Genomic DNA, 23862 nt, shown 5'->3' on the forward strand with positions numbered 1-23862 from the left:
TATGACATTTGCAAGAAAATGGATGCCCGGGCTGGCACTGTCCATTGCGACGGCCCTGGGGGCCTCGGCCGCCATGGCGGCAGACAAGCCCAACATCCTGGTGATCTTCGGTGACGACGTTGGCCAGACCAACATCAGCGCCTATGGCAAGGGAGTCGTCGGTTATCAGACTCCCAACATCGACCGCATCGCCAAGGAAGGCATGATGTTCACCGACTATTACGCGGAGAACAGCTGCACGGCGGGACGCTCGACCTTCATCACGGGTCAGACCATCTTCCGGACCGGTCTCTCCAAGGTGGGGCTGCCCGGCGTGCCTGTCGGATTGCAGGCCCGTGATGTCACCATAGCCCAGGCCCTCAAGTCCCACGGCTACGCCACCGGCCAGTTCGGCAAGAACCACCTGGGGGATCGTGACGAGTACCTGCCGACGGCCCATGGCTTCGACGAGTTCTTCGGCAACCTCTACCACCTCAATGCCGAGGAGGAGCCGGAGCGCGAGTGGTGGCCAAAGGATGACGAGAAATTCGTCAAGAGCGCCTCGCCGCGCGGGGTCATCCACTCCACCGCGGACGGCAAGATCGAGGACACGGGGCCGCTGAACAAGAAGCGCATGGAGACCATAGACGACGAAACCACCCAGGCCGCCATCAACTTCATGGAGAAGCAGGTCAAGGCCGACAAGCCCTTCTTCGTCTGGATGAACACCACTCGCATGCACCTCTTCACCCATGTCCGGGACTCCATGAAGGGGCAGAGCGGCATGCCGGGCAACGAGTATGCCGACGGCATGATCGAGCACGATGGCCATGTGGGCAAGATCCTCAAGGCGGTGGACGACCTGAAGATCGCGGACAACACCATAGTGGTGTACACCACGGACAACGGGCCGAACCAGTTCTCCTGGCCGGATGCGGCCACCACGCCGTTCCGCAACGAGAAGAACTCCAACTGGGAAGGGGCCTACCGGGTACCTGCCATGGTGCGCTGGCCGGGCCACATCAAGCCGGACACTGTCTCTACCGAGATGTTCTCCGGTCTTGACTGGTTCCCGACCCTGCTGGCCGTTGCGGGTGACACCGACATCAAGGAGAGGCTGCTCAAGGGCACCGATCTCGGTGGCAAGAACTTCAAGGTGCACCTCGACGGCTTCAACCAGCTGGACTACATCACTGGCAAGGCCGACAAGGGGGCTCGCAATGAGTTCTACTACTTCAACGACGATACCGACCTGGTGGCCATGCGCTTTGGCAACTGGAAGGTGGTGTTCTGCGAGCAGCGCATCCCGGGCGGCATGAGGGTATGGAGCGAGCCTTTCGTCTGCCTGCGCTTGCCGAAGATCTTCAACCTGCGCATGGATCCGTACGAGCGGGCTGACATCGTCTCCGATCAGTACTATGACATGCTGACCAAGAACGTCTTCATCACGGAACAGGCGACCCAGCGGGCCGCGGCCTTCCTGCAGACCTTCGTGGACTACCCGCCCAGCCAGCGTCCTGCCAGCTTCAGCATCGACCAGATCCGCGCCAATGTGGACAAGCAGATCGAAGCCAAGATGAACCAAAAACAATAAGTATCGTGCCAGGTGCCCGCCCCGGCGGGCACCTTTTTATCTCTTCTGTTCGTGCGGATAGTCCCGCCCGATAAGGCTAATTCGATGTCCAAAGCCGCCCATTCCCCCGTTGCCAACCGCCGTGACAAGGTGGAGGCACCCTGCCGTCAACGGGCCTCTTTGAAGATGCTGCTTCCCGCCGCTCTCCTGTTCGCCTCCGGCGGCGCGGCCCTGATTTACCAGGTACTCTGGGTCAAACAACTCTCTCTGGTGGTGGGGGTGGAGGTCTATGCCGTCACCACCGGCATCAGTGCCTTTTTTGCCGGCCTTGCCCTCGGTGGTCTCTATTTCGGTCGCAGAGCCGACCGGCTGCAGGATCCGGTGCGCCTCTACGCCTGGCTCGAGCTGGCCGTGGCGCTGCTCGGCGTTGGAGCCACCTTGGCCCTCTCCCACCTGGCCGAGCCGTTCGCTCGCCTGGAAGCGAGTCTGGGCCTGCTCGCCTGGGTGCTGCCCTTCGTGCTGGTCGGCCTGCCCGCCGTGCTGATGGGGGGCACCCTGCCGGTCCTGGTGCGTGCCCTGACCCCTGCCAGTGACAGGGTGGCGAGCGCCGGGGGCAGCCTCTATGCGGCCAACACCGCAGGGGCCATCCTCGGCACCCTGCTGACCGCCTTCCTGCTGCTGCCCCGGCTCGGTGTCCATGGCAGCGCCTTCGCCGCCGCCACCCTGAATCTGCTGGCCGCCCTCGGGGCCTGGCTCTGGTGTCGCAAGGCGCGCACGCCCCTCCCCGTCGCCCCGCCCCAGGACACCCCCTCGCCCCAGGCCAGAGTGGCCGTCGCCCTCTATTGCGTGGCCGGGGGCATAGCCCTCGGCTACGAGGTGGTCTGGAGCCAGTCCATAGTGCAGTTCATGAGCACCCGCACCTTTGCGTTCGCCGTGGTTCTGGCCACCTATCTCACCGGCCTGATGCTCGGCAGCGCGCTCTATGCGAGGCGAGCCGAGCGCATCCAGAACCCCTGGGGCCTGTTTGGCCTGCTGATCACCGCGGCCGGCCTGCTGGCGCTGTTGCAGGTGGCCGGCCTCGGTCGCTGGCTCGTGATGGCCCAATCCCAGATGGAGCTCTGGGCCCTGCAAGTGACCGGTAACGAGCTGGCCGGCATGTGTGCCCGCTTCCTCACCGTGGCCCTCTCCACCGTCTTCCTCCCCACCACACTGCTCGGCGCAGCCTTTCCACTGGCCCTGCGGCTGGCGGCCACCAGCTCGCAGATAGGCCGGGACGTGGGCACCCTGGTGGCCCTCAACACCCTGGGGGGCATCGCCGGGGTCGCCCTGACCGGCTTCCTGCTCATCCCGAGCCTTGGCCTGGTGCGTACCCTGGCACTCCTGGCCGTGCTGGCGGCCCTGCTTGGCTGCATTGCGACCTGGCAGAGCCCGGCTCCTCGCCGCTACCTGGCCGGAGCCACATTGGCCATGACGCTGATGACGATCCTCCTCGGCGCGCTCACACCACCACAGCGGCTGGCCGAGCTGTTGCCCGGGGCCAGAAACGGACACCTTGCCTACTACCATGAGGGCAAGGGGGGCACTGTGGCCGTCGTCACCCGGGGACAGGGGGAGCGCCGCTTCCAGCGTCTCTATATTCAGGGGGTCTCGAACACCGGGGATGCCATGCCCTCGCTGCGCTACATGCGGCTGCAAGCCCTGCTGCCGCTGCTGATCCACGGCCAGCAGCCGGATTCGGCCCTGGTCATCGGGTTTGGCACCGGCATCACGGCCGGCGCCATGCTGCGCGACCCCGGACTGACCCGCCCCGTGGTGGCCGAGCTGCTGCCTGAGGTGCTGGAAGCCGCCCCCCTCTTCAAGGGCAACTACGATGCCGTCCATGATCCGCGCCTCGACATCAGGCTGCGGGACGGGCGACGGGAGCTGCTGCGCAGTGACGAGCAGTACGATCTCATCACCCTGGAGCCGCCACCCCCCTCGGCGGCCGGGGTGGTGAACCTCTACTCCCGTGACTTCTATCAGCTGGCCGCACGGCGCCTGCATCGGGGGGGCATGGTGGCCCAGTGGTTGCCGCTGCCCACCCAGAACAGCGAGGAGAGTCGCTCCCTGGTGCGCAGCTTCGTGGAGGTCTTTCCTCACGCCACCCTGTGGACGACCGAGTTTCACGAGATGCTGTTGATAGGATCCCTCGACCCGCTGGCGCTGGATGTCCCCCGGATAAGGGCGCGCTTCGCCGAGCCCGGGGTGGCCGCGGCCCTGGCCGACGTCGGCATAGACACACCCGCCGCCCTGCTGGCCACCTGGGTCACGGACAGGGATGGCTTGCTGCGCTTTGCCGGTGACGCCCTGCCGGTCACCGATGACTGGCCGCGCATCGAATACGCCCCCTGGGTCAGGCGCAACGAGATCACCCGGGTGCTGCCCGAACTGCTGGCGCTGCGCTCACCGCCCCCGCTACGGCAGGCGGATGCGGCCTTCAAGGGAGAGGTCGAGCGCCAGTGGCAGTCGCTGGATCACTTCTACTCGGTGGCCTTCTATGCCTATCAGGGAGACAGGGACGCCTGGGCTCGCGGGGTCGGCCAGATGACCCCAGAGGAGCGGGCCAACCCCTACTACCGCTGGTTTATCGGCCACTGACCCCCAGGCCAGTCCGTCGGGCTGGCCTGCTCTGGACACAGCCATGCCTGACCCTGTGCGGCCCGATCAGGGCGCCGGGTCAGCCTCGTTTTTTGTGGTGGTGACGACACGACAACCCCCGCCATGGCGCAGCCTGGAGGGCAGCTGCAGCTGCGTAGCGCGCCATAGCCACCTCTTCTTTGATACGGACGGTTCAACCGGCCGATCGAGGCCACGCTTTGGCTGCGATGGGGGTTGCCCTGAGACTGGCCAACAAGCAGCAGGTGCTTGACGTGCGCACTGTCACAGCGCAGACACGAGACACGACGGTGATCCCATGCTGGAGTGGCAAGGCCTGGGAAGAGGGGGCGCTCTGAACGGGTGTTAAGGCTCAGATGAATTTCCCTGCTGTGTCACATTTGAGCGGGGCATATCCTTGTATATTCAGCATATTCCCTTCACAACGCGCCTGATTGGACAACTGCGGTGAGCCATCCCAGCGACCTTTCGGCATGGAGCATGTCACATGAACATCACCCCTATCGCCATCGCATTGCTGGCGGCCAGTTCGGCCAATGCCGCAAGCCCCGCCAAACCCACCGCCCAGACCATTTATCTCGGTGGCGATATCGTTACCGTCAATGATGCGGCGCCGACGGCGCAGGCGCTGGCCATCAGGGATGGCCGCATTCTGGCGCTGGGCAGCGAGCGCGACATCCTCACGCTGCGAGATGGCGAAACCCGGGTAGTCGACCTGCAGGGCAAGACCCTGATCCCGGGCTTTATCGATGCCCATGGTCATGTGTTCAACACCGGGATCCAGGCGCTCTCCGCCAATCTGCTGGCCCCGCCGGATGGAGCAGTGACCAGCATTGCGACCCTGCAACAATCGCTGCGAAACTGGGTCGCCAAACCGCAACACAGGGAGCACGGGATCATTCTGGGTTTCGGTTATGACGACTCCCAGCTCAAGGAGGGGCGCCACCCCACCCGTCAGGAGCTCGATGCCGTCTCGCAAGAGCTCCCGGTGCTCATCATTCATCAGTCCGGTCACCTCGCGACACTCAACAGCAAGGCACTGGCGCTGGCCGGATTCGGGCCTGACAGCAAAGATCCGGAAGGGGGCAAGATCCGCCGTGAAGCGGACGGCAAGACGCCCAACGGGGTACTGGAAGAGACCGCCTTCTTTGGCACCTTGCTGCCGATGTTCGCCAAGTTGAACAACCAGGAAAACGAGGCGATCTTCAAGGCTGGCATGGCGCTCTACGCCAGCTTCGGTTACACCACGGCCCAGGAGGGGCGCGCCTCCACCTCCGCGGTCAAGACCATGTACCAGCTGGCCCAGAAAGCCAGGCTGCCCCTGGATGTCGCGGCCTATCCCGATATCCAGATTGCGCGGGATGTCATCGCCCCTCCCTACTACTCCAGCCACTACCTGAACGGGTTCCGGGTCGCGGGAGCCAAGCTCAACCTCGATGGCTCTCCTCAGGGCAAGACCGCCTGGCTGACCCAGCCCTATTTCGTTCCCCCTGCCGGACAAAAGGCCGATTACAAGGGCTATCCCAGCATGAGCGACGAACAGGCCGCCCACTATATCGAACTGGCCCAGCGCAACGGCTGGCAACTGCTCACCCACGTCAACGGCGATGCGGCCATCGATCAGCTGATCAAGGGGATTGAGGCCAGCGAGAAGCAACATGGCAAGCCGGATCGGGGCTTTGTCGCCATCCATGCCCAGACCGCCCGCAAGGATCAGGTCGCCTCGTTCCAGCGACTCGGCATCTTCCCCTCCTTCTTCCCGATGCATACCTTCTACTGGGGGGATTGGCACAGTGACTCAGTGCTTGGCAAGGAGCGGGCGCAGCATATCTCTCCCACCGGATGGGCCCGAGATCTGGGGATGATTTTCACCTCGCACCACGACTCCCCCGTGGCATTGCCGGATGCCATGCGGGTCTATTATGCGACCGTCAACCGGATCAGCCGTACCGGACGCCCCATCGGGCCGGATCAGCGGGTCTCCGCCCTGGATGGACTGAAGGCCCAGACCCTGTGGGCGGCAACCCAATACAAGGAGGAACACGACAAGGGGTCGCTGGAGGTCGGCAAGCTGGCGGACATGGTGGTGCTCTCGGCGAACCCGCTCAAGGTGAAACCGGAAACCCTGGCCGATATCCGGATCGAAGAGACGATAAAGGAGGGGATCTCCATCTACCGACGTGACGGGCAGAGCGCTCGGGAATCGACCGCCTGCACGGATTCCACTCGCTGCAGCGCTGTCGCTACCACAGCCATGGTGGCCGCAGGGCTATTACATCATCAGCCACACTAGACCCCATGGCCTGACGCTTCGCAGCCTTGGGCCATCTCTTGAACATCATGGCTGACTCAATAAATGGGACCTTCCCCACACCTTGAGCCAGCCATATCAACAGTTAAAACTGTCTTATTTTGCCTCTGCAACTTTCAGCGCCATGCCTTTTTTCTGGTTTAGCAAGATGCTGACCAATGCCAGGACAGAAAATACCAGGCTAGAGATAAACAGATTCTCAACGCCTAACCTGGAAATAAACCACCCAGCGACAACAGAACCAATCGTGATACCCAAGTTAGAGAAAGAGATATACAGGCTATTGGCAAACACCTTCGCATCCCCCGCATTATCCATCACCCACGTCTGACTGACAATCAAACCTGCTGAGTGAACTGCACCCCAGAAAGCAATCATTGCGATCATGAAGTAGAAAGAAAAGCCCACTAGATAAATAGCGACAAAGATCAAGCTCAGGATTATTGGGTAGATGATGACGGTTTTTTTCATATTGTTGCCAATCAGCTTCCCAAAAATGAAGTTACCAAAAATACCAAATACACCAAAGACCATCAGCATGGCGCTGATCCAGGAACCATTCATATTCGTCACCATACTCAAGTACTGTGTGATGAAACTATATGAAGAGAACATCGCGGAGAATACAAACACGACTGTGAATAAAGAAAGCCACATCGACTTGCTGCGCAAAATGTTTACTTGTGACCCAAAAGACATCTTCTTCTCGACGGGGGAGTCTTCCATTAGGAACATGACGCTCACTAGAGCTACTGCACATGACGCCAAGCCAAAGTAAAACGCATAAGCTAGCGAGTATTGCTCAGCCAGGAAGGAGCTGACAGGAATACCAAAAACCAGGCCTATAGCAACCCCGGCAAACACTTTGGCAGCTGCGTTGCTTTGCTCCTCTACCGGCACAATGGAGGTTGCGGCAACAAGCGCTACCGAGAAGAATACCGCATGGACCAGTGCCGGCAAGACGCGGAAAGTCATCATCGTTGTGTAATCCTGAGTAAGGGCATACACAAGATTAGAGACCACAAACAATGCAAGTATCCCCATCAATACATATTTCCTATTCCAGCCAGATATCATCAGAGTAATGAATGGGCCGCTGATAGCAACAACAATGGCATAGACGCTTACCAAAAGGCCTGCCTGTTGAACATCGATCTGGAAGTTGTTCATCACCTGAGGAAGCAAACCAATTATTGCCAACTCTGTCGTGATAACCCCAAATACCGCCAAAGACAATGCGAACAAAAATAGACTTTGTTTTTTCATTTTCTCTCAATTTTAAATTAATTAGCAAATATGATGACTATAAAAGCCACATCATCAGTATCGTTTCAAAAAACACTGCCCAAGCGACATGAAACGCGTGATTAAAATATATTGACCAGTAATCAACAACACGCCACCAATGGCGTGGCTTGATACGGCCACCATATCAAAATCCGTGTTTATAAAAATGATGTTATTGCTTTCCGCTTGTCTTAATATTTTTTAAAACGGTATTGCAAGCAACCTTTAAATAGCATCCCGTTTTTCTAATCCCATAATTGGCCGCAACCATTCCAACAATCCTTTTCTTCATGCCAGGCTTACAGGCTTCATAACAATAATCAAGTTGAAATGTACGCTGACAGTCAAGGCAGCGAAACCGCTGAAAACCATTGGGGCTATACCCATGCCTGATAACCCCGCCATTTTTACTACAGAAGCGGCAAGGTATTTCAGTTGTAGTCATTTGACGTTTATCAAAGAGCCCGACAAGCAATATGCAACCAATGGCTTCTACATTTAATTGAATAGTGGAAGAGGCGAGTCACTCTCTTGACCGTGATGAGAGCGTTCAGAACAGTTGCCAGTCGGTGATCTCGATGCGCCGCGCCAACGGCGCATCGAACTCATACCTGATGCGTTACTTCCAGAGCCGATACACTCGGCTGTTATGCCTTAAGCGGAGAAACCACCGTCTATGGTCAAGCTGGCGCCCGTGATATAGCCGGCTTCCGGTCCTGCCAAGTAAGCAACGAAGCTGGCAATCTCTTCATCCTTGCCATAGCGGGCCAAGGCTATCAGCCCCTTGATATACTCCGCCGATTCCCCGTCTGCCGGGTTCATGTCGGTATCAACCGGACCTGGCTGCACGTTGTTCACCGTAATCCCCTTGGGGCCCAGATCACGCGCCATGCCTTTGGTCAAACCGACCAGTGCCGACTTGCTCATGGCGTAGATGGAACCACCCGCCATGGGAATGCGTTCGGCGTTGGTGCTGCCGATGTTGATGATGCGCCCCCCCTTGCCCATGTGGTGCGCCGCCTCCTGGGAGGCCACAAATACACTGCGGATGTTGACCGCCAGAGTGCGATCGAGATCGTTCAGGGTCAGCTCCTCCATGTCGCCCCATACCAGTACTCCGGCACTGTTGACGAGGATGTCCAGTCGACCGAGGGTGGTGACTGTCTGGCGGATGGCTTGCTGCAGAGAGACTTCATCTGCACTGTCGGCGCGAATAGCCAGCGCCTTGCCGCCAGCAGCCGTGATAGTCGCGACTGTCTCTTCTGCCTTGTTGGTAGAAGAGACATAGGTGAAAGCCACGGCAGCGCCGTCGCGAGCGAGGCGTTTTACGATGGCGGCACCGATGCCGCGTGAGCCACCTTGAACGAAAGCAACTTGTCCACTGAGGGGTTTAACGGTCAACATCTGAACTCTCCTGTCTGAAATGAAGTCATGTCTGAGCGAGTCGGGAACTAGAGCCCATTCAGCCAGGGAGCAAAAGTGGCGTTGAATGAACCTGTGAGCAGTGTGATTGATTCCTTGGAATTGATTAAGTAGCTATTATTCCAATCTCTATTTCCCTCAAGGACCCAATAGATGGCCACACAAGATCCCTTTCTGAGCGTCAGACACTTTGTCACTGTGGCGCAGTCAGGCAGTTTTACCGCTGCAGCATTGGCGCTGGGGATAACAGGTTCGGCGTTGAGCAAGAGCATAGTGCGCCTGGAAGCACGACTGGGGATCAAGCTGTTGCACAGAACCACCCGCAGGGTAAGCCTGACTCTGGAAGGGGAGGCGTATCTGGCCAGCTGTCTCCAAGCGATCAGGTTGCTGGAAGAGACTGAAAACAGTTTTGCATCAGGAAAGCAAAATCCGTCTGGTCGTGTGCGTATCGATCTTCCTGCTGCTTTTGGCCGCAGGCATGTACTGCCGATCTTGCTGGAACTGGCCGGCAAGCACCCACAGCTGGACCTGTCTGTGACCTTCAACGAGCGCAAGGTTGACCTCATTCAGACCAACATCGATCTGGTGGTACGGATCGGCACGCTGGAAGACCAGGCTGATCTCGTCGCCCGCCGTCTGGGAGAGCAGAGACTCGTTATCTGCGGGTCCCCCTCCTATTTGACCAGGCGCGGGGTTCCCTTGACCCCGGATGAGTTGTCACGGCACGACTGCATCATCGACTGGCGATCCGGGCATCGTCATAGCTGGCTGCTCAGGGATAGTGTTGGCAAAACGGAAGCTTACGACATCCCGGTGCGATACGAGATGGGGGATGGTGAAGCCGTGCTGGCTGCTGCTCTGGCTGGTCTTGGGCTGGTTCAGGCGCCAACCTGGCTGGTGAGCGAACAATTGGAGTCAGGAGCCCTGATACCTGTGCTCAATGACCAATCCGGCGGTGAGATGCCGATCAATCTCATCTGGGCTAGAAGCCAGCATATGCAGCTCAAGTTACGTGTCGTCATCGATGCCCTGTTATCGGCTGCACAAGAGAGTGGCAGCGGTTTCCGGGCAATGTGAACTAACCAGTCACAATTTAGGCCCACCTGGGGCTCTGTTGGTACCCCGCTAGCTGCACGCATTAGAGGAATATATTGAGCCAGCACACTGAGCGTGATCATCTGATGTGCGGCATTCTCTTAACCCCATTTGCCCCTCATGTATCTGCTTTCCTCGCTCAGGCCAGCAGTATGGATAGTGCCAAATGCGGACATCAAGTAGTTATATTTCAACCACTTAACACCGTTACCAATACCGGAAAGGAACACGCCATATTCCCCCAGCGGCATCACATACATGGTCAGTTCGAATCCGACTGGCTTGCTCAAGTCTCTATTGATCGATAGGATATGCACCATTCAACAGGGTAGGGCCAGCATGATTTTGCGACAACGCGTAGCGACAAGATTACTGCTGCTGGTCTGTATTCTGGTGCTCAACTGTGCGGCCCAGCCGCTGGCCAGGCTGGCTCAGCTCGACATGGCCCTTAGTTGTCAAATGTTGCCCATTCCATCCTCCGGTGTCGAAGCCGACGAGGGGCAATCCGCAACGCCCCAACCCAGTAGTTGCCAGCTCAACGGCAAGTGGCTCAGTGCCGCCAACCTGCTCTGCGCCGAGCAGATCTTCTTTGCCATCGCATTCGTGATTGTCCTGCTGGCCCCCCTGTCGCGTCGCTCCCCCAGGCTCCCCCCACCCAGAAACATATCGCCGCCAGAACGGCGACTTCATCTCACCCTCTGTGTCTGGCGAGAATGAGTTAGCCGCGGTTTACACCACCCTAACTTTCATTTTCAAGAGACAGAAACATGTCAAACATCATCAAGACTGCCCTGTTGATGGGCGGTCTGCTGTGGCAATCAACGGGATTGGCCAGCGATACCGGCTGGCTGACCAGCCCCCGAAACGATCACGCGCAAGTTCGGCTGCAAGCAGATACCCGCGATCCAGCCCACACCCGCGTGTTGCTGAGCCTGGAGCTCGAGTCCGGCTGGAAAACCTATTGGCAGAATCCAGGCGAAGGGGGTATTGCCCCTGAAATTTTTTGGGATGACCCCCAACTCATCCAGCAGTGGCACTGGCCTGTGCCGGAGCGATTCGATGTCAGCGGTATCTCGACCCAGGGATATCAGAAGGCCGTCAGCCTTCCCATCAGCCTGACCCATGGCAACAGCAAGGCGTTGACAGGCACGCTACGCCTTTCGACCTGCAGCAACGTCTGCATCCTGACGGACTACTCCTTTAGCCTCCCACTGGATGGCTCGGTGCCAGAAGGGTTTGACTTTGCCTATGCACAGGCAATGAGCAAACTGCCACAAGCCATGCCGGACACCGTCGCCCTCAAGGCGGGTTATCGGCAAAACCAGCTGCAGCTGACCGCCAACAACCCTCAGGGCTGGCAGGCTCCACAGATTTTCCTCCAGCGGCTGGAGGGGGCTGAATTTGGCGAGCCCAGCCTGGACGTCCAGGGCAACACCCTGGTCGCCCGTATTCCGGTCAGCGATGGCTGGCAGGGGGATGCACCAGATATCCGCCACCAGCAGATCGGATTCGTACTGGTCAATGGTGAAGAGGCCTGGCAGAGCGACGCCAAGATAGGTGAACCGCTGAACCTCCCAAGTGGCGGCCACTCACTGCTCTGGCTGCTGGGAGCCGCACTGCTGGGGGGGCTCATTCTCAATCTGATGCCCTGCGTGCTGCCGGTGCTGGCGCTCAAGCTGGGGTCGGTACTGCAGATGGAAACGCGAGAGCGTCGTCCGGTTCGCCTGCAATTCCTGGCGGCCAGTGCCGGCATCCTGGTCTCCTTCTGGGCGCTGGCATTGATGAGCACCCTGCTGCGCGCAACCCAGGGGGCGGTCGGCTGGGGGATCCAGTTCCAGAGTGTCTGGTTTATCGGCTTCATGGTGGTCGTCACCCTGTTGTTCTGTGCCAACCTGCTGGGGCTGTTCGAGATCAGGTTGTCCAGCAACCTCAATACCCGTCTGGCAACTACGGGCGGCAACGGCCTGGGCGGTCACTTCCTGCAGGGCTGTTTTGCCACCCTGCTGGCGACCCCCTGTTCTGCCCCTTTCCTCGGCACTGCGGTCGCGTTTGCGCTCGGGGCGCCACTCGGTCAGCTCTGGCTTATCTTTACCGCGCTGGGGGTGGGCATGAGCCTGCCATGGCTGCTCATCGCCGCCTTCCCCCGCCTCGCGCTCTGGTTACCGAAGCCGGGCCGCTGGATGGGGCGCCTGCGCGTCCTGCTGGGCTTGATGATGTTGGGCTCCAGCCTCTGGCTGCTCAGCCTGCTCGGCAACCATATCGGTCAGTTCTGGATGTTGAACCTGATGGCGCTGATGCTCGCCGTCATGCTGCTGGCCGTCGTGTGGCGCCATGGCATCCGTGGTGTGACCCTGGGGTTGACCCTGGGTTACTTGCTGGGGGCTGCACTGCTGCTCGGCGGTGCCTTCACCCTGGACGGCAAACCCCAGCAGGACAAAGTCGACTGGCAACCACTCACGGAGCAGGCCATCGAGCTGGCTCTGGCCCAGAACAAGCGGGTCTTCGTCGATGTGACCGCCGACTGGTGCATTACCTGTAAAGCCAACAAATTCAATGTGCTGCTGCGAGATGATGTGCAACAAGCCCTGAGCGCCCCCGACGTGGTGGCCCTGCGCGGGGACTGGAGTCGCCCCTCCGACAGCATCGCCAGCTTCCTGCGTCAACGGGGCAGCGTGGCCATTCCGTTCAACCAGATCTATGGCCCCGGGCTACAAGGTGGCGAGATCCTCTCTCCTCTGCTGGACCGCTCGACCCTGCTTGCCGCTCTGGAACAAGCCGGTATTGCCCCCTCTCAAGGAGACACTCAATGAAACCGACTCTGCTCGCCCTGACCCTGCTGGGCACCTTGTTGACCCCGACCCTGCACGCGGCCCCCTTCAGCCCGGAGCAGGAGGCCCATATCAAAGAACTGGTCCGCGAGACTCTGGTACAGAATCCGACAATTCTGGAAGAGGCGGCGCAATCCTGGGAAAAACAGAATGCAGCCACCCAAGCGGCCCAAATCGACAAACTCCTCAAGGACAATGAGGATGTGTTGTTCAATAGCCCGACCAGCCCGCGCCTGGGCGCCAAAAACCCCAGGCTGACGCTGGTATCCTTCTCCGACTACAACTGCCCCTTCTGCAAGCAGTTCGATCCTCATCTGGCCAAACTGCTCAAAACCTACCCTGACGATATCGCACTGGTGATCAAGTTGTTGCCATTCAAGGGGCAGACCTCCGCCAAGGCGGCAGAGTACAGCCTGAGCCTGTGGCAGCAGGATCCGGCACGCTTCCTCGCCCTGCACGACAAGCTGATGAGCAAGCAGGGCATGCTGACCGAGGCGGACATCAACAAGGCGCTGGCAGCCACCGGCAACTCGGACCTCAAGCTTGACGACAAGGCGACGGAAGAGCTGCGTAGCAGCCTGAAAATTGGAACCCTGATGGGTGTGCGGGGCACGCCTGCGACACTGGTCGGCAACCAACTGGTCTCTGGCGCCATTCCTTACGAAGAGCTCGAGGAGATAGTGAAAGCCGAACTGGCCAGGAAGGGGTGATCATGGAGACCAAACCATCCCTCACTCCCCGTCTGCGGCGCTGGGGCAAGGAGGCGCTCTGGCTGCTGCTGTTTGCTGTGATCATCTCGACAGCGCTGGATCTCTGGCGCAGTCCGGCTCTGCCGGAGGGTAGCCCGCTGCCAGTGCTGACCCTGCAAGATGGCACCCAGGCCGACCTGCAGGCAATGAGTCGGGACAGGCCACTGCTGGTCTATTACTGGGCCAGCTGGTGCGCCGTCTGTCGCTTTACTACACCGACAGTGGAGCAGCTATGGCGAGACGGTGAAAACGTGCTGACGGTGGCGCTGCGCTCCGGCGATGCGGCCAGGTTGCAGCAGGGCATGGCCAAGAAGGGGCTGACCTTCCCGACCCACAATGATGAGCATGCCGATCTCGCCGCCCGCTGGCAGGTGAGCGTCACCCCCAGCTTCCTCATCGTCAAGGACGGCAAGGTAGTCAGCACCACCACGGGCTGGAGCTCGGGCCTGGGGCTGAAACTGCGGCTGGCCTGGGCCAACCTCGGCTAAATCAGCCTGATAAGAATCGCCCCTCTTCCTGGTGAAGGGGGGCATCTATCGGCTCGCATATCATCGCGATAGAGGTGGCCTTGGCCCAGAAGGCGCTCGCCGACTTCTATCCCCCATCAATTTCACATCCTCATTCAATTACAGGAGTGGATATGACATCCATCATCGCCCGTTCGCTGTCGACCCAGGTTGGGCGCTATTTCTTGCCTCTGACACTGATCCGGATATCGTTCGGCCTTTTCTTCTTTGCGTCTGGTTTGAATAAGCTGATCCAGCCAGATAATCAGCAGGCCATGCTGCATACCATGATCGAGGCGGGGCTCCCCTACCCTGCCTTCATGGCAACCTTTGTAGCGGGTAATGAAGCCCTGTTCGGCTTGCTGCTGGTCTTGGGTCTGTTGAGCAGATTGTCTGCATCGGTGCTGCTGGTGATCAATATCGTCGCCCTGATGACCATCGGCATTCACCAGATCCCGGCCGATGTAACTGGCCTCGAGTGGTATAGCTGGCTGCTCTATCTGCCCGAGTCCGTTTATATCCTGCTGTGTATCTTGATCTCAGTTCAGGGGTCTGGCCCATGGGGGCTGGATCGTCGTCTGGGCCGTCTGTTACCCGCGACAGGGCGTTGACCACAGACAACGGGCCCTCATCCCTATAAATAATCTTGCGCCCGGCTCTGCCGGGCTCTTCGCTTCTGGTACCTGCAACCAGAATGCGCGATGAGGCTTTCAACATGTGCCCAGGTCAGGGCTGGCGAGCTGGACTGGGTATCAGGAATGGGTCATGAAAGGATCTGCAGCCCCTTTCTATCATCAAGCGACCGAAGGGAAGTGCTGCGGATGCCCAAAGCCGTTCATCCAGGTAGCATGCCAGCCAACACCTAATGGCATACCAGAAGAAACACATAAATAAAAAACCCAACTGATTCAATCAGTTGGGCTGTATAAGTGGCGGAGAGACAGGGATTCGAACCCTGGGTGGCATTGCTGCCACAATTGATTTCGAGTCAATCCCGTTCGGCCACTCCGGCATCTCTCCGCGGGCCCTCATATTGACCTAACCCGAGTCGGGAAATCAACGTAAATCTCGTTGCAGATCAGACGACTGGCTATTAAACCGTCAGCCTGTGGCGGCCCCCCCCTTGCCAGGCCCAGGCTTGCTTGCCGACGTGCGACGCCAAGGTGTCGGACCTGGTCCCAGGGCCGACCACCCCGGCGCCGATCCAGGCTTATTCCCCTTTCCCCGACAAACCGGGGGCTGCGGGCCGAAAATCCCCCTCGACATGCCTCGATACGGCCCGGGAGACGCACGGTCTGACGCTGGTAATCCCCGGTCGATTGGTTGACAATCTCCGCTCATTTTTGGGGAGGGAAGCACTTCCCTCGAGAACTGCCGATAGGAAAAACCATGCGCAATATCCGTATCGTCTCACTGCTGCTGGCCGCTGCCAGCCTCTGGACCACACCGGCCTGGTCGATAACCTATCCGCTTCCACCGGCGGGCAGCCGTCTCATCGGTGAGCTGGAAGATTACATAGTCCAACCTGGCGATCATCTGGAGCTGGTCGGCAAACATACCCAGATTGGCTTTTTGGCGCTGCTCGAGGCAAATCCCGGGGTAGATCCCTATTTGCCCACACCCGGCACCCGGCTGACCCTGCCGACCCAGATGCTGCTGCCCGATGTGCCGCGGGAGGGCATCGTCATCAACCTGCCGGAGCTACGCCTCTATTACTTCCCCAAGGACAAGGCGCAGGTGATGGTGCTGCCCATCGGTATAGGTGACATAGGTCGCGAGACGCCCGAGATGACCACCACTGTCATCGCGAAGAATCCGAACCCGACCTGGGTGCCAGGCCCCATGGTGCGCAAGTCCTGGCTGGAGCAAAAGGGCATAGATCTGCCGGCCGTGGTGCCCCCGGGCCCGGACAATCCCCTCGGCAAGTTCGCCATGCGCCTCGGCTATGGCAACAAGGACTACCTCATTCACGGCACCAACAAGGAGTTCGGGGTCGGTCTGCGGGTCAGCGCGGGCTGTATCCGGCTGCGCCCGGATGACATAGAGACCTTGTTCAGCCTAGTGCCTGTCGGTACCCGGGTGCAGGTGATCAACCAGCCGGTCAAGATGGCGGTCGAGCCCGATGGCCGCCGCTGGCTGGAGGTGCACTCCCCCCTCTCCCGCACCGAAGCGGAGATGGCCGAGGGTGCGCCCCTGGTGCTCTCCCCCGAGGTCGAGCAGTTTATCGCGGCCCCCGAGATAGACGGCGCCCGGGTGACGGCCCTGCTCGACCACAAGAACGGGCTGCCCCGCCCCATCAGCGGCTAAGATCCTCCCGGAGATCACCATGACGAGATGCGGCCTTCCCCTGCTGGCGCTCCTGTTGACCCTGCTGCCCGGATCAGCCGCGATGGCGGACATACTGTGGATGCAGAACGGCGATCGCCTGACCGGCACCATAGAAGAGATCACGGACGATCAGATCCGCATCAAGCCATCCTACAGCAAGGCCCTGACCGTCCAGCGCCATGCCATCAAGCGCTGGCGCCTGGACAAGCAGGAGCAGCCAAAACCGCTGACCAAGACGGGGATCCCCTTGCTGGACGCACCTGACGAAGTGAATGCCTGGCTCCTGAGCGGCACCAGCGATCTGAACATCAAGCTCAAGGAGAACACCAAGAAGACCAACAACGTCAACCTCAAGGTCTCCACCGAGCTGGCCAATCTGGACTGGCGTTACAGTCTGGATGGCGAGTACATCTACGAGACGGCGAACAACATCACCGACAGCCACGAATACAAGCTAAAACCCAAACTCGACTTCTTCTTCGACGATCACTGGTTCCTGAGCTCCTCCATTGACATCGACTACAACCTGATCGAAGCGGGCTACCTGGAAATCGACTATGCCTCAGGCCCCGGCTACCGCTTCTGGAATGACAAGCGGCGCCGCCTGGAGTTCATCACCCAGCTGGGTCTGGAGCGGGCCTATTTCAGGCCGGAGGTGTGGAGCAATTCGGACATTTTTGACGACAGGATAATCAATTACCCCTTCGTCAACCTGGGCTGGGACTACCGGCAACCTCTCGCCTTCTGGGAGGAGAAGTTCGAGTTGTTCAGCAAGGGGAGCTATGAAAAGTTCGTCGATCAACCCTCCCCCTACCTGACCAGAAAACAGTCCGTCAGCGGCAGCCTGGGGCTCAGGTACTACTTCAACGATCACCTGCGCCTCTCCTGGTCGAGCGAGCTGGATTGGGACGATGTCTGGTTCGACTACCACGGCCTGGACATGGATGTGAGCGAGAAGGAGTGGCGTCACATCATCACCCTGGGCGCCAGCTTCTAGCCCCCAGAAACGACACAGGCCCACCGAAGTGGGCCTGTGTATCGCCGTGAGGGACGGGCGTTAGAAATAGATCCGAGTGACCGACTCGATGACGCAACCAGGGCGGCGGATCCCCTCGATCTCTATCTTGATCTCCTTGAGCAGCTCGATCCCCCCCTTGATGGGAGTGACTCGCGACAGCCTGGTACGGGCACGGATGTTGCTGTCCACCTTGATGGGATAAGGGAAGCGGACCTGCTCCAGACCGAAGTTCACCACCATGCGGGCGCTCGGGAATTCCGGCGTCGCCTCGTCCACCGAGCCGGTGAGCTGGGGCAGCAGGGCCAGGGTCAGGAAACCGTGGGCAATGGTGGTCTTGAATGGCGACTCGGCTGCCGCACGCTCGGGGTCGGTGTGGATCCACTGATGGTCACCGGTCACGGCCGCGAACTGATCGATCAACCCCTGATTTATCTGCAACCACTCACCCACATGGGTCTCTTCCCCGATCCGGGCCTGCAGCTCGGCGTAGAGGGTGGCGGCTTCGCCACTCAGCTCCACCGGGTTCTCTTCGATCAGGGTCGGCTGGCTGTTGACCGCCTGAGCCTGGGATGCGCGCTGCTGCCGTACCAGCGACTGGTCGGCCTGCAGATCCAGCACTCGCCCCAGCAAAGGGTGAAGGTGTGCCTTTTGCTGAAACTCACGCCAGTAGTCACGGATCGCCGGAGAGAGCCAATCCTTGAGCTCAAAGGGGTGTTGCGCCAGGATTTCGCGCTTGTGCTTCAGAAAATCGACAACTTTCATGTACCGATCCCTATTCGATTCAAAGCCTGTAAAGAGGTCTAACCAGTCCCATTTTATGAAAGTTTCACAGGTAAGTACAAAAAAATCTCGGCGTACAACTGTACCGGGGATGAAAGTGGTCACTAACACGCAGGGAAAAACGGGCAGGTATAAAGCGGAAAAACGATTGCAACGAGGGGAACGAGACGGAAAACCTCGGGGCTGGCAAAGGGTGTGGTTCGGGGGTTTTTTGCTCTCAACACCCCCTTTTTCCTCAGCGGCCGGGAGCAGACCACCAGGCAGTTCGGCTCGCCTCGTCCAGGAAGCTCCAGGCCAGGATCCGGCTCACCTTGTTGCCCTGCGCCATGTCGATCACCCTGACATCCTGCGCCCCCACCCGAGCCAGCGCCTTTCGTGCGGCAGGCAGATTCTCCTTTTTCGACACCAGCGAGCTGAACCAGAGGCACTGACCGGCAAACTCCTTGCTCTGCTCTATCATGCCGGCCAGAAACGCCGCCTCGCCGCCCTCGCACCAGAGCTCCGCCTTCTGTCCGCCGAAGTTGAGCACGGGGGCCCCCGTCGGCGCCTTGCCGAGGTTGCGCAGCTTGCGCTCCGTCCCCTTGCTCGCCTCCGCCAGCGAGGCGTGGAACGGCGGGTTGCACAGGGTAAGGGCGAAGCGCTCCTTCGGCCCCAGGACGCCGCGAAAGATCTGCTTGGGGTTGTCCTGATGGCGGCACGCTATCTGGCTGCCCAGGCCATTGCTCGCCGCCAGCAGGGTCGCCGCCTTGACCGACACGGGATCGATGTCCGATCCCACGAAGCGCCAACCATACTCACGGGCCCCCAGCAGGGGATAGATGCAGTTTGCCCCGACGCCTATGTCCAGCACCCGCACCCCCTTGCCCCTTGGTACTTCCCCCGCACTCTCGGCCAGCAGATCCGCCACCCGATGCAGGTAATCGACCCGGCCCGGGATGGGGGGACAGAGGTAGCCCGGCGGCAGATCCCAGTGCTGGATGCCGTAGTGCAACGCCAGCAGGGCCCGGTTGAGCGCCTTGACGGCGGCCGGATCGGCGAAATCCAGGGTCCGGGTGCCATGTTCGTTGACGAACACGAAAGGCAGCAGCTCGGGAGTACGCTGACAGAGGGCGTCAAAATCGTAAGGGGTCTGGTGGCGATTGCGCGGGTGCAATCCGGATTTGTGCTGGGTCTTCATGCTGGGCCTGCCGAGGATCGAGGGGGCCACACTATAGAGAGTCGGCCAGGGAAAGTCTAAACGAGGACCATAAAAAACCGGGCCTCCAGGAGCCCGGTTCAAGTGAGGTTGGAAAAACAGTCCGTACTGCGAGCCGTTTGTCCAGCCTGACTCAGATCTCGATCCGGCGTGCCTGCCAGAACTTGCTGCGCCAATAGGAGTTGTCGAGCTTGGAGCGGGTCACCCCGGCGCGGGTGGAGGCGTGGATAAATTCACCGTTGCCGACATAGATGCCCACATGATTGAGGCGGCGGTTGATCTTGAAGAAGACCAGATCCCCTTCCACCAGATCCTGCTTGGAAACGCGGGTGCCTTCATGAACCTGGGAGCGGGTATCGCGGGGCAATTCGATGCCGACGGCATTGCGGAACACTTCACGGGCGAAGGCGGAGCAATCTATGCCTCGCTGGCTGCTGCCCCCCATGCGGTAAGGGACGCCACGCCACTCTTTGTATACGGTCAGGATTTCGTTGACATCTGGTGTGGGTGAAACTTCAGGTTCAATCACGGGTTCCATCATGGAAACCTCGATCTTGCTCGCGACCTCGGGCTGGGGTGCAGAAGCACAACCCACCATTCCGAGCGCGACCAGCAGTAGCATCAGGTGGCGCAATCCTTTATCCCCGCAAATAGAGTGAAACTTGTTAAAATGCAGCCCGACAGGGCAATTTATAAGGCAACAGCACCCGACTATATCCAAGAATTCTATCGAGGCAAGCGAAAATCCCTATCGACCTCACATTTTTGCAAGGAAATGCACTGTTTTGCATGATTAATGTGATCATGGCCAAACAATATACAATCGCAAAAGTAGCGGTTTTGCCCTGTCAAAACGGATCGTTATCGCTGTTTCGACCTCATTTTAAAGTGAAATATTATGCTCTATGCGGATCTCTATTTGTTAAAACCGGCGCTCATCGACGCCGAGCAGTTGATCGGGCTGCAAGCAGAGCTCTCGCCGGACGAATTTCGCCATTGGCACGAGATCCGCCAGCCTGGCCGCCAGCGTGAGTACCTGCTCGGCCGGATACTGCTGCGCCGCCTGCTGGCCGAGCGGCTTGGCTGTCCGCCCGATGCGCTGGTGTTTCGCACCAGCGAGCACGGCAAGCCCACCCTGATCAGCCATGACTGGCAGTTCAATCTCAGCCACAGCGGGGACTGGTTAGTACTCGCCCTCTGCCAGCAAGGCCCCCTCGGCGTGGACGTGGAGATGGGCTTGCGCCGGCGCCCCGTCCTGCCATTGGCCCGGCGTTTCTATGCCCCTGAGGAATATCAGTGGCTGCTTGCCCTGCCATCCCGGGAGCAGGCCTCGGCCTTCTATCGGCTCTGGTCACGCAAGGAGGCGGTGCTGAAAGCCCAGGGGGCCGGCATTGCCGCGGGGCTCGACAAGGTGCGCTTTGTACCGGAAGAGGGGTGGCGGCTGGACAACCGGCTCGATACCCGGAGCTATCAGGTGCTGGACTGGCATGTTGGCAGCGGCTGGCTGAGCCTCGCCGCCCCGACTCGCCAGATCAATGGCTACCTGCTGGATGAGCGCTTGAAATCCACGTCCCTGGACCCCATGTTGATCCACACCATTTTCCGAGAGTCAGCCTCATGATCGTCGACATCAATCCCCAGAACTTCCACGCCGAACTGATCGATGCGTCCATGAAAAAGCCGGTCGTCATCTATTTCCACGCCCCGCAGATGCCAGAATGCCAGGGCATGACCCCGCTGGTGGAGACCCTGGTCGGCCCGGCCAATCCCGCGGTCACCCTGGCCAAGGTCGACATGAACGATCCCCAGCTGCAACCCCTGGCCAGCCAGCTGGGTCTGCGCGCGCTGCCCGCGCTGGTGCTGTTCCATCAGGGGCGCCCGGACGAGCAGGCCATCCTGGAAGGGCCGCAAGATGAGGCCACCCTGCGCCAGTACTTCGCCACCTTCGCCCCCAAGGAAGAGGAGCTGCTGCTCGAGAAGGGTCAGCAAGCCCTGGCTGAGGGTCAGGCAGATGTGGCCCATGCCCATCTCACCCAGGCCCACCGACTGGCTCCCGAGCGTCACGACATCAGCCTCTGGCTGGTGCAGGCGGCGCTGGATCTGGCTCTGCTGGATGAGGCGCAGGCCCTGCTCGCGACCATCCCCATGGTGGCACAGGATGATCACTATCAGACCCTGAGTTCCCGCCTGGCCCTGGCGCTGCAAGCCAGCGACAGCCCGGAACTGCGCGCCCTGGAGCAGCGTCACGCCGAGACACCGGACGACGACGCCCTCACCCAGGAGCTGGCGGTGCAGTACAGTCAGGTTGGCCGTCAGGAAGAAGCCCTGGCGTTGCTGTTCAACATTCTCAAGCGCGACATGGCATTTGGCGATGCCAAGAAGATCTATCTAGATATCCTGACCACCATGGGTGCACACCCGGCGGCGCAGAGTTATCGTCGCAAGCTCTACAGCCTGCTTTATTGATCGATGAAGATATCAGGGGATGCCGAGCAATCGGCATTGCCTTGTTCAGGCAGGCAGTGCAGTAATTAAGAGAAATGACGAATTTCAGGCAAAAAAAAATGGCGCATTGAAATGCGCCATTTTTTCGCATGGATTACTTCTTGTAGGAAGTAGCCATGTTGTCGATGCGCTGGTTAGCACGAGCTGCTTCTTGGTTAGCAGTTGCGATATCAGCAGCCATCTTGGATTGATCAGCACGAACTGCGCTAACATCTTGAGCCAGTTGGTCAACTTTGTTAGACAGATTCTGAACGGAAGTTTCCAGTTCGCTGGTGTTTGCACAACCGCCCAGCAGGGCAGACAGACCAACAACACCTACCAACAACATTTTCTTCATTTTTAAAGCTCCCTTTAACTCGCCAGACGTTTAGCAAGCGGCGTGATTATGGCACAAATAAATACGAGTTTGGATAGGCCCCATCACAGATAAATGCATTAAAACCCTCATTTTTTTTTAAACGCACACTTTTTGTGCAAATCTAAGTCAAAAACGAGTGCCCTGGATGAGGTTCGCACCAAGCGTAACCAAAAAATGCCCTTAATACAATTTCGTATGAAGCTTAAGCCGAACGTTCAGACAGCATTTGACGATATTGCACCAGATCTTCGATGGTCAGCACCGGCATCCGGTGCAGGCGACCGAAGGTCACCAGATCCGGCAACCTGGCCATGGAGCCATCGGCCTTGGTCAGCTCGCACAACACCCCGTAAGGCTTGAGACCGGCCAGCTGCATCAGGTCCACCGTGGCTTCGGTATGACCGCGCCGGGTCAGCACGCCGCCGGTGCGGGCACGCAGCGGGAAGACATGGCCCGGGCGATGCAGATCAGAGGGTCGGGCGCCGTCGGCGATGGCGGCCTGGATGGTGGTGATGCGGTCGGCGGCGGAGACACCCGTGGTGACGCCCTGGGCCGCTTCTATGGTCACGGTGAAGGCGGTCTGATAATGGCTGGAGTTGGCCTCCACCATCATGGGCAGCTCGAGCTGGCGTACCCGCTCGTCGGTCAGGCAGAGGCAGACGATGCCGGAGCATTCGCGGATCATCATGGCCATCTGTTCATTGGTCATGGACTCGGCGGCGAAGATGAGGTCACCCTCGTTCTCCCGATCTTCATCATCGGCCACCAGCACCCCTTGACCGGCACGCAATGCGGCCAGCGCGGCTTCGACGCGGGCAATGGGATCACCAAATTCACTGAGTAGAGACTGATTCATGGTAAGACTCCTAAACAAGACAAGGACCAGAATCAGGGCATGGAAAGGCAGACAGAGATAGGTATGCAGCAGCCGGCCCATAGGGAGCCAGGAGTGCAGTATCTGTCTTATCCTCTTTCATCCGGACTGTGACCGTCGGCTCCGGCATCTCACCGGATCTGCTGACCCCGACCTAGGTCGGGCGCTCGCGGGCTCCCCGAGTCAGATCGGGATACCGCCGGTGGGGAATTTCACCCCGCCCTGAGAATAAGCGCAGACAGCCTAAAGAAAAAAAACCCAGGATACCAGCCCAAAACCCATCAAAGATGAATAGGATGCAGTGCACCGCCCCCCGCTGGCGACTTGCCACTCAGCTGCACGGCGCGCTGTCCTTTCTGATTTTGTTTATGGCATAGTGCCAGCAAAAACGTGCAGCCC

At 59.4% G+C, this 23862-nt stretch carries 21 protein-coding genes, 1 tRNA gene and 1 riboswitch; of the genes, 13 read left to right on the forward strand and 9 right to left on the reverse strand.

Features of this window, described 5'->3' with window-relative positions:
• Position 1: 1 nt before the first annotated feature.
• The 3 genes from HB860_RS13490 (at position 2) to HB860_RS13500 (ending at position 6500) form a co-directional block, all read left to right on the forward strand.
• The gene (locus tag HB860_RS13490) at positions 2-1573 is read left to right on the forward strand and encodes an arylsulfatase (RefSeq protein ID WP_139439660.1); all 1572 of its coding nucleotides are present in this window, start codon (positions 2-4) and stop codon (positions 1571-1573) included.
• 84 nt (positions 1574-1657) lie between these two features.
• Complete coding sequence (locus HB860_RS13495; protein WP_247626986.1) at positions 1658-4189, forward strand: fused MFS/spermidine synthase; 2532 nt, start codon at positions 1658-1660, stop codon at positions 4187-4189.
• 505 nt (positions 4190-4694) lie between these two features.
• A complete protein-coding gene (locus HB860_RS13500) occupies positions 4695-6500 on the forward strand; it encodes an amidohydrolase (protein WP_247626987.1) in 1806 nt (601 codons plus the stop codon).
• 114 nt (positions 6501-6614) lie between these two features.
• Here the strand turns inward: HB860_RS13500 and HB860_RS13505 are convergent, their stop codons facing one another.
• The 3 genes from HB860_RS13505 to HB860_RS13510 all read right to left on the reverse strand — a co-directional run bounded on the left by HB860_RS13505 (position 6615) and on the right by HB860_RS13510 (position 9209).
• On the reverse strand, positions 6615-7784 hold the full coding sequence (locus HB860_RS13505; protein WP_247626988.1) for an MFS transporter: 1170 nt from the start codon (positions 7782-7784) through the stop codon (positions 6615-6617).
• Between the two features lie 193 nt (positions 7785-7977).
• Positions 7978-8250 carry an IS1-like element transposase gene (locus tag HB860_RS22375; RefSeq protein ID WP_432612680.1) on the reverse strand — a complete coding sequence of 91 codons (273 nt, stop codon included), beginning with the start codon at positions 8248-8250 and terminating at the stop codon, positions 7978-7980.
• A 209-nt stretch (positions 8251-8459) separates the two neighbouring features.
• Complete coding sequence (locus HB860_RS13510) at positions 8460-9209, reverse strand: 3-oxoacyl-ACP reductase family protein (protein ID WP_247626989.1); 750 nt, start codon at positions 9207-9209, stop codon at positions 8460-8462.
• A 171-nt stretch (positions 9210-9380) separates the two neighbouring features.
• On the opposite strand from HB860_RS13510, the gene HB860_RS13515 reads away from it, so the two are divergent.
• The 6 genes from HB860_RS13515 to HB860_RS13540 all read left to right on the forward strand — a co-directional run bounded on the left by HB860_RS13515 (position 9381) and on the right by HB860_RS13540 (position 15016).
• Positions 9381-10304, forward strand: a complete 924-nt coding sequence (locus tag HB860_RS13515) for a LysR family transcriptional regulator (protein ID WP_247626990.1) — start codon at positions 9381-9383, stop codon at positions 10302-10304.
• 357 nt (positions 10305-10661) lie between these two features.
• Positions 10662-11039 (forward strand): hypothetical protein, encoded by a 378-nt coding sequence (locus HB860_RS13520; RefSeq protein WP_247626991.1) that lies wholly within the window; start codon positions 10662-10664, stop codon positions 11037-11039.
• 50 nt (positions 11040-11089) lie between these two features.
• The gene (locus tag HB860_RS13525) at positions 11090-13132 is read left to right on the forward strand and encodes a protein-disulfide reductase DsbD family protein (protein ID WP_247626992.1); all 2043 of its coding nucleotides are present in this window, start codon (positions 11090-11092) and stop codon (positions 13130-13132) included.
• Complete coding sequence (locus tag HB860_RS13530; RefSeq protein WP_247626993.1) at positions 13129-13860, forward strand: DsbA family protein; 732 nt, start codon at positions 13129-13131, stop codon at positions 13858-13860. Before HB860_RS13525 ends, HB860_RS13530 begins: the two co-directional genes overlap by 4 nt.
• Positions 13861-13862: 2 nt before the next feature.
• A complete protein-coding gene (locus HB860_RS13535) occupies positions 13863-14387 on the forward strand; it encodes a protein disulfide oxidoreductase (RefSeq protein ID WP_247626994.1) in 525 nt (174 codons plus the stop codon).
• Between the two features lie 152 nt (positions 14388-14539).
• Positions 14540-15016, forward strand: coding sequence for a DoxX family protein (locus HB860_RS13540; RefSeq protein WP_247626995.1), 477 nt, complete (start codon positions 14540-14542; stop codon positions 15014-15016).
• A gap of 319 nt (positions 15017-15335) precedes the next feature.
• Here the strand turns inward: HB860_RS13540 and HB860_RS13545 are convergent.
• Positions 15336-15425: transfer RNA gene (locus tag HB860_RS13545), tRNA-Ser, on the reverse strand.
• 369 nt (positions 15426-15794) lie between these two features.
• Here HB860_RS13545 and HB860_RS13550 point away from each other — a divergent pair.
• Both HB860_RS13550 and HB860_RS13555 read left to right on the forward strand, forming a co-directional pair.
• Positions 15795-16712 (forward strand): L,D-transpeptidase family protein, encoded by a 918-nt coding sequence (locus tag HB860_RS13550; RefSeq protein ID WP_247626996.1) that lies wholly within the window; start codon positions 15795-15797, stop codon positions 16710-16712.
• Between the two features lie 19 nt (positions 16713-16731).
• Positions 16732-17730 carry a DUF481 domain-containing protein gene (locus HB860_RS13555; protein WP_247626997.1) on the forward strand — a complete coding sequence of 333 codons (999 nt, stop codon included), beginning with the start codon at positions 16732-16734 and terminating at the stop codon, positions 17728-17730.
• 60 nt (positions 17731-17790) lie between these two features.
• Here HB860_RS13555 and HB860_RS13560 read toward each other — a convergent pair whose 3' ends face one another.
• From HB860_RS13560 to HB860_RS13570, 3 genes are all read right to left on the reverse strand, one after another.
• The gene (locus HB860_RS13560; RefSeq protein ID WP_247626998.1) at positions 17791-18513 is read right to left on the reverse strand and encodes a MaoC family dehydratase; all 723 of its coding nucleotides are present in this window, start codon (positions 18511-18513) and stop codon (positions 17791-17793) included.
• Between the two features lie 253 nt (positions 18514-18766).
• Entirely contained in the window at positions 18767-19708 is a 942-nt protein-coding gene (rlmF, locus tag HB860_RS13565; protein ID WP_247626999.1) for a 23S rRNA (adenine(1618)-N(6))-methyltransferase RlmF, read from the reverse strand.
• Positions 19709-19859: 151 nt separating this feature from the next.
• A complete protein-coding gene (locus HB860_RS13570; protein WP_162519271.1) occupies positions 19860-20348 on the reverse strand; it encodes a C40 family peptidase in 489 nt (162 codons plus the stop codon).
• A 276-nt stretch (positions 20349-20624) separates the two neighbouring features.
• Here HB860_RS13570 and HB860_RS13575 point away from each other — a divergent pair, with 276 nt between their 5' ends.
• Together HB860_RS13575 and HB860_RS13580 are read left to right on the forward strand one after the other, a co-directional pair.
• Positions 20625-21347, forward strand: a complete 723-nt coding sequence (locus HB860_RS13575; RefSeq protein ID WP_247627000.1) for a 4'-phosphopantetheinyl transferase family protein — start codon at positions 20625-20627, stop codon at positions 21345-21347.
• Positions 21344-22192: a tetratricopeptide repeat protein gene (locus tag HB860_RS13580; protein WP_247627001.1), complete on the forward strand. Its 849-nt coding sequence runs from the start codon at positions 21344-21346 to the stop codon at positions 22190-22192. The genes HB860_RS13575 and HB860_RS13580 overlap by 4 nt, the downstream gene beginning before the upstream one ends.
• Before the next feature lie 133 nt (positions 22193-22325).
• Here the strand turns inward: HB860_RS13580 and HB860_RS13585 are convergent, their stop codons facing one another.
• Together HB860_RS13585 and ribB are read right to left on the reverse strand one after the other, a co-directional pair.
• Positions 22326-22568, reverse strand: coding sequence for an Lpp/OprI family alanine-zipper lipoprotein (locus HB860_RS13585; protein ID WP_025327798.1), 243 nt, complete (start codon positions 22566-22568; stop codon positions 22326-22328).
• A 223-nt stretch (positions 22569-22791) separates the two neighbouring features.
• Positions 22792-23445: a 3,4-dihydroxy-2-butanone-4-phosphate synthase gene (gene ribB / locus HB860_RS13590; protein ID WP_139438249.1), complete on the reverse strand. Its 654-nt coding sequence runs from the start codon at positions 23443-23445 to the stop codon at positions 22792-22794.
• 105 nt (positions 23446-23550) lie between these two features.
• A riboswitch (FMN riboswitch) is annotated at positions 23551-23697 on the reverse strand.
• Between the last annotated feature and the right edge of the window lie 165 nt (positions 23698-23862).

It is taken from the genome of Aeromonas genomosp. paramedia, from assembly GCF_023093515.1.
In the GTDB taxonomy this organism is placed as follows: Bacteria; Pseudomonadota; Gammaproteobacteria; order Enterobacterales; family Aeromonadaceae; genus Aeromonas.